This window comes from Rhizobium sp. 10N414, from assembly GCF_056394785.1.
The window spans coordinates 68012-74412 of sequence record NZ_JBFTIN010000032.1; the positions used below are offsets into that span (position 1 = coordinate 68012).

The following is a 6401-nucleotide window of genomic DNA, read 5'->3' on the forward strand; positions in this document are numbered from 1 at the left end:
GGAGTGTGCAAATGAAAGATTCGGCTTACAAGGATCACCTCGGCCGCCCGATCGTCGCAGTGACGGGTGTCGGTATCATCACCTCGCTGGGGCAGGGCCTGAAAGATAACTGGTCAGCACTGACCGCCGGTAACTCTGGCATTCATGCGATCAATCGTTTTCCGACCGAGGGACTTTCGACCCGCATCGCCGGAACCGTCGATTTCATCGACATTCCGGTCGCGAACGCAGTCGAACGCTCTTACGCGTTTGCCCGTGAAACCACGATCGAAGCGCTCGCCGATGCTGGTATCAGCGGCGATTTTGATGGTCCGTTGTTCCTTGCTGCGCCGCCGATCGAGCCGGAGTGGAGCGCGCGTTTCGATCTCGCCGACCGTTCGCCGCCGGCCGATCATGCCGGGGATGCCTATGACCGGTTCCTGGCTGCTATGCGCCAGCGCCCGGACGGCGCTTTCCATGAGGCGTCGCTGTTCGGCGCAATTTCCGAGCGCCTTGCCGATCGTTTCGGCACACGCGGTCTGCCGGTGACATTGTCGACCGCCTGTGCATCAGGCGCGACTGCAATCCAGCTCGGCATTGAGGCGATCCGCCAGGGTCGTAGCTCGCGAGCGCTTGCGGTAGCGACCGACGGCTCTGTCAGCGCGGAGGCACTCATCCGCTTCTCGCTGCTTTCGGCTCTCTCGACGCAAAACGATCCGCCGACCAAGGCCTCCAAGCCGTTCAGCAAGGATCGCGACGGTTTCGTCATTGCCGAAGGTGCCGCCACACTGGTGTTGGAGTCGCTCGAGGCAGCTGTCGCGCGCGGCGCGAAGATCCTCGGCATCATGAAGGGCGCTGGCGAAAAGGCCGACTCCTTCCATCGTACCCGTTCGTCTCCCGACGGCGGCCCGGCGATTGCGACGATCCGCGCAGCGCTGGCGGATGCTGGCATGGGCGAGGGCGATATCGGCTACATCAATGCCCACGGCACCTCGACGCCAGAGAACGACAAGATGGAATATGCTTCCATGCTGGCCGTATTCGGCGAGCGGATGGCGTCCATCCCGTTGTCGTCGAATAAGTCGATGATCGGTCACACGCTGACGGCTGCGGGCGCGGTGGAAGCGGTGTTCTCGCTGCAGACGATGCTGACGGGCACGCTGCCGCCGACGATCAACTACACCAACCCCGATCCATCGATCGTTATCGACGTGGTGCCAAACAAGAAGCGGGAAAGCCAGGTCAACGCCGTGCTTTCCAACTCCTTCGGCTTCGGCGGGCAGAATGCCAGCCTTGTCATGGCGCTCGAACCGGCTTAATCGGTTCCCGACAAAACATCGAGATAGAACGCCCTCGCGGCGAAGGACTTTGCCATGCGCGCCTTGCAACTGATTGACGATCGCAAGCTTGAGATCACCGACCTTCCAGAACCGGCCGCTCCCGGCCCGGGTGAGGTTACGCTGCGCGTCAAGGCAGTGGCTCTCAATCACATCGACGTCTGGGGCTGGCGCGGCATGGCGTTTGCGAAGCGCAAGATGCCGCTGGTGATCGGCGCGGAAGCTGCGGGCGTTGTCGAAGCGATCGGGCCGGGCGTTGCCAATGTCCTGCCGGGCCAACTGGTGTCGATCTATGGTGCACGTACCTGCGGCCTCTGCCGTCCGTGCAGTGAGGGCCGCGACAATCTCTGTGAGCATGTTTCCGGCGTTCATGGTTTCCATCTGGACGGTTTTGCGCAGGAAAAGGTGAACCTGCCTACGCGCCTCCTCGTTCCGGCCCCTCCCGGGGTTGATGCCATCGGCGCGGCGCTTGCTCCAGTGACCTTTGGAACGGTCGAGCACATGCTGTTCGACAACGCCAAGCTGGAACCGGGCGAAACCATCCTCGTGCACGCCGGCGGCTCCGGCATCGGCACGGCGGCGATCCAGCTGGCGAAAAAGATCGGCTGCACCGTCATCACGACTGTGGGCTCCGACGACAAGATCGAGAAGGCCAAGGCACTCGGCGCTGATCATGTCATCAACTACCGCACCGACCGCTTTGAAGGCGTCGTGCGCAAGCTCACCAAGAAGAAGGGCGTCGACGTCGTCTTCGAGCACGTCGGCAAGGATACGTGGGCGGGCTCCATGCTCTCGATGAAGCGCGGCGGGCGTCTTGTCACCTGCGGTTCTACCTCGGGTGTCTCCACCGACATGAACCTTATGATGCTCTTCCAGCAACAGCTGAAGCTGCTCGGCTCGTTCGGCTGCCGCATGGAGAACATGGCGAATGCCATGCAGAAGATGGGGCGCGGACTGGTCCATCCTGTCATCGACACCGAAGTCGGCTTCGACGACATCGACCGCGCACTGGAGCGCATGGAGTCGCGCCAGATCTTCGGCAAGATCATCCTCAAGATGGATTGAGCCCTTGAAGCTCTTCATCACTAAGGTCGTGCTGGCCCTCATCCACTTTCGCCAGTGGTTGATCGCCCAGGCGATGTTCGGTTTTCTGAACTTCCTGAAGCTGTTTCCGGCTGACGGTGCGATCAACTTTGCCGACTGGCTGACGCGAAAACTCGGCCCGCGCGTGAAGCGCCACCAGCTGATGCTGACCAATCTGCGCAACGCGTTTCCTGAGAAGAGCGAAGCGGAGATCCAGGAAATCGCGCTGGCGAGCTGGGGGAATATGGGGCGTCTTGCCGCCGAGTATGTGTTTCTCGACCGGCTGTTCGATTTCGACTATTTGAGCAAGGAGCCGGGCCGGGTCGAGGTGTCGGGGATACCGATCTTCATCGATCTGCTGGAAAATCCGCGCCCATTCATCGTTTTCACTGCGCACACGGGCAATTTCGAGCTGCTGCCGGTAGCCGGCGCGGCATTTGGCCTTCATGTGTCGGTGCTGTTTCGCCCCCCGAACAACCCCTATGTCGCGAAGAGAGTTTTCGATTTTCGCAGCGCACGAATGGGCAAGCTCGTGCCGTCTCATGCTGGCTCGTCTTTCGCGTTGGCGCGGCAGCTGGAGGCGGGGCAGGGCGTTGGTGTCCTTGTGGACCAGAAATTCCGCAAGGGACTGAAGACAAAGTTCTTCGGGCTCGACGCCCAGACCAATCCGCTGCTCGGAAAGCTCGTCCGTCAATTCAACTGCGAGGTCTATCCTGCACGCTGCATCCGGCTTCCGGGAAATCGCTATCGGCTGGAAATCGAGCCGAAGCTCGCGATGCCCCGGGATAGCAACGGCAATCTCGATATGGTCGCGACGGCGCAGCTCTTGAACGACAAGGTGGAGAGCTGGGTGCGGGAGTATCCCGAGCAGTGGCTCTGGTATCACGACCGGTGGAAGATAAAACACGACGTGTTCAAGTAAGCCTGCGTCGATCCCTATATCTCATCATTGAAAAACCTGCGCCCGCGTTCATTGAATATGAACCTACGTCATGTTAGCGATTGCCATCAAGGCGAGTGGCTAAGCGCTGTTGGCTTCAACTTGCGTGACGCATAGCTCGGTCGATCTCGGTCGCATTCGTTCACGGAATGCATTGGAGGCGTCTTGCTGGGTCTTTTTCGAGCGTTCTCATTGTGTTGTGCGCAGATTGATGCGGCGATCGCCGTCGGTGACGACGCGCGCGTGAACATGCTGGATCGCTCGGTCGAACCGCTCGTCGACGCAATTCTCGGGCATGCCGCTACGAGCATTCTTGAAGTTCATATGCAGCTGGAATTCATCAGTTGCCTTATCGACCAATATGCGGACGACAGTGAGACCGTTCGCGGTTATGTCGCGCTGCTTTCGGCGCTTATGGAAAGGTACTTCGGGGGATCTGCACCCCGTTGGCGGATGCCGCCGGTTGAGCGACAGCCTGTTACCGATCCTTTTGCGTTCGCGCCGAGCGTCGACAATGGCCACTTTCTGAATGCTGCAATCCTCGATGCGATGCCCGACCGTGTCGCGGTGCTGACGAGGGACTATCGCTATCTTTATTCGAACACCGTCAACTCGGCATATCTTGGCCGGAAGCCAATCGATATGATTGGTCGTCACGTGATGGAGTTTATTGGCGAGAAGCGCTTTCACGAAGGCGCGAAGGCAAAGCTCGACGCTTGTTTTGCGGGGCGTGGCAGCGACTACGCCTACGAGCGCCACGACAGCGACGCGGTGAAGATCGTCCACTGCCGCATGTCGCCATTGCGAGATTCGTCTGGAAGTGTGATCGGGGCCTTGATCATCTTGCAGCACGCGGGAGCGAAGGCGCCGACCGTCGTCGCGTAATCAGGCCTTCGTCCACACGGCAAGTTCATATCCGTCCGGATCACTGAAGTGAAACCTGCGTCCACCGGGGAAGCCGGTGATGGGTTTTACGATGGTTCCGCCGGCAGCTTCCACGCTTGAAAGGGCGGCCTCAAGATCATCCGCGTAGAGAATGACGAGAGGCCCGCCGGGCCGGGGATTGCCTAGCGTCGTAAACCCGCCTTTCAGCCGTCCGTCATCAAATTCGCAGTATTCGGGACCATAGTCGGTAAAGGTCCAGCCGAAAGCCTTGCCGTAGAACGCCTTGCAGGCCTCTATATTGCTGACGTTAAATTCGACGTAGTCGATGCGTCGGTTGTCCCCTGTTGCAGCCATGATCGCCTCCTATGCTTCCATCAACGCCTTGAGTGCCGTGAGATCTTTCGCGACGTGGGTGGCATCGGCCTCGAACTGCTCGTCCGTCATGCCCGGGATGCGCAACAACGTGAACATGACCTCGCAGCCATCGCCGTTCGGCACGATCCGCAGTGCGTTGTAGACCCGTAACCCGCTCTCGATCGTCACTGTGTGGTCGATGACGCCGAACTCGTTGTTCGGGACGAAACTGACCTTGACCGTGCCGAGCGGACCAGTGGCAATCCAGTCGTCGCCGTTGCGTTCCAGCCCGGAGGCCAGTCCAGAGGCCCAAAGCGGCATGTTCTCCGGGGCGGCGGCAAAGGCATAGACGTCGCGCCAGTTCCTGTCGATGGAGCTGTGGACGATCCTTGCGGGCATCGTAGACATGGCATTTTCCTGTGTTGCTCTCAATGGAGATATCAGAACGGCCAGTTTCATATTGAAGAAAACGGACGTTCAACCGGTTATCTGCTGCTGAAGCTGCATGGGCGTCAGCGTAGAAATTTCGCGCGCATCTCGGGTCATATGCGCCTGGTCGGCATAACCGGCTGCCACCGCCAACTCCGCGAGCGGAAGGCTCTTGCTGCTCCGGCAGAGGCCGAGCATGCGCTGAAACCGGCGAATTCGCGCAAGGGTCTTCGGTCCGTAGCCGAAATGGGTGTGGCAACGCCGGCGAAGCTGGCGCGCCCCGATGGACAGGTCCTCGAGCATCGCGTCGGCCACGTCGCCGGACTGCGAAATACCGCTTGCGCGCGCAAACACCGAGGCCATGTCACCGGCCGGCGCGATGCGTCTGGCGGCCTCCTGCTCAAGTGCGGCTTTTAACTGCAGCAACCGTTCGTTCGATCCGACACCGACGCCCAGCAATTCATTCAATCTCAAGGCCGCCGCGCCCCAGAAGTCCTCCAGAGGAATGGACTGTCCGACGATGTCGCAGAGCTGCACCTTGAGCCACCCGGCTGCGGCGCCCGGAGCGAAGCGCGCACCCACTATCCTCTCGCCACCGGCAAGCGACGGAAAGGCACTGCTGCGGTCCGGTCCGGCCACCATCAGCGTGCCACCCATCCAGACGATGTCGCAATAACCGTCCGGCACGATCGCTATCCTATCGGCTCCGCTGCGGATCTCGTGTGACCAAAGACAATGAAAATGAGCGCCAAGCACAGGCGAGGGCGCATACTCCGTGTATCGGCCTGCGCGAGCGGCCAGAACGGCCTCCTCCTGTGTTGCTGCGCGGCTCATTGGTCCTCATCCTGTAAGATCAAGTGGGAATATGGCTTAGTTTGCAATGCCGGCAATACGAGGCCGATTCGAAGCCGAATCGAACTTGCCGTTTGAGCCAGAGAGTGCCACAACACCGGTCCAAAAATGACACATCGGAGGTGTATCGTGGAAAAGGCAGAAATCGGGCTGATCGGCCTTGCGGTCATGGGTTCCAACCTGGCGCTCAACATTGCGGAGAAGGGCAACAAGATTGCTGTCTTTAACCGTACACCTGAGAAAACGGACGAATTCTACGAAAGCGCCGGCGATCTGAAGAAGCAGATCATTCCCTGCAAGACGATCGAGGAGTTCGTCGAAGCGATCCGCCCGCCGCGTCCGATTATCATCATGATCAAGGCCGGTGAGGCCGTCGATCAGCAGATGGAAGCACTGCGCCCGCATCTTTCCAAGGGCGACATCATGATCGATGCCGGCAACGCCAACTTCCGCGACACGATCGCCCGTTTCGACCGCCTGAAGAACACCGACCTCACCTTCATCGGCATGGGTGTCTCGGGTGGTGAAGAGGGTGCACGCCA

The 6401-nt window shown here is 60.0% G+C and carries 8 protein-coding genes; 5 read left to right on the plus strand and 3 right to left on the minus strand.

Features of this window, described 5'->3' with window-relative positions:
- The first annotated feature begins 11 nt into the window (after positions 1 to 11).
- The 4 genes from AC1DE4_RS23870 to AC1DE4_RS23885 all read left to right on the plus strand — a co-directional run bounded on the left by AC1DE4_RS23870 (position 12) and on the right by AC1DE4_RS23885 (position 4224).
- The gene (locus tag AC1DE4_RS23870; protein WP_025660700.1) at positions 12 to 1298 is read left to right on the plus strand and encodes a beta-ketoacyl-ACP synthase; all 1287 of its coding nucleotides are present in this window, start codon (positions 12 to 14) and stop codon (positions 1296 to 1298) included.
- A 54-nt stretch (positions 1299 to 1352) separates the two neighbouring features.
- A complete protein-coding gene (locus AC1DE4_RS23875) occupies positions 1353 to 2381 on the plus strand; it encodes a zinc-binding dehydrogenase (RefSeq protein ID WP_018854726.1) in 1029 nt (342 codons plus the stop codon).
- 4 nt (positions 2382 to 2385) lie between these two features.
- Positions 2386 to 3321 (plus strand): lipid A biosynthesis lauroyl acyltransferase, encoded by a 936-nt coding sequence (locus AC1DE4_RS23880; protein WP_018854727.1) that lies wholly within the window; start codon positions 2386 to 2388, stop codon positions 3319 to 3321.
- 183 nt (positions 3322 to 3504) lie between these two features.
- On the plus strand, positions 3505 to 4224 hold the full coding sequence (locus AC1DE4_RS23885) for a PAS domain-containing protein (RefSeq protein WP_037088996.1): 720 nt from the start codon (positions 3505 to 3507) through the stop codon (positions 4222 to 4224).
- On the opposite strand, the gene AC1DE4_RS23890 is transcribed toward AC1DE4_RS23885, so the two are convergent.
- The 3 genes from AC1DE4_RS23890 to AC1DE4_RS23900 form a co-directional block, all read right to left on the minus strand.
- A complete protein-coding gene (locus AC1DE4_RS23890) occupies positions 4225 to 4578 on the minus strand; it encodes a VOC family protein (RefSeq protein ID WP_018854729.1) in 354 nt (117 codons plus the stop codon).
- A 9-nt stretch (positions 4579 to 4587) separates the two neighbouring features.
- Positions 4588 to 4986 carry an SRPBCC family protein gene (locus tag AC1DE4_RS23895; protein WP_192240565.1) on the minus strand — a complete coding sequence of 133 codons (399 nt, stop codon included), beginning with the start codon at positions 4984 to 4986 and terminating at the stop codon, positions 4588 to 4590.
- A 69-nt stretch (positions 4987 to 5055) separates the two neighbouring features.
- Positions 5056 to 5841: a helix-turn-helix domain-containing protein gene (locus AC1DE4_RS23900; RefSeq protein ID WP_192240566.1), complete on the minus strand. Its 786-nt coding sequence runs from the start codon at positions 5839 to 5841 to the stop codon at positions 5056 to 5058.
- Between the two features lie 126 nt (positions 5842 to 5967).
- On the opposite strand from AC1DE4_RS23900, the gene AC1DE4_RS23905 reads away from it, so the two are divergent.
- Positions 5968 to 6401, plus strand: a 434-nt coding sequence (locus AC1DE4_RS23905) for an NAD(P)-binding domain-containing protein (protein ID WP_477883368.1), incomplete at its 3' end; no start/stop codon positions are given.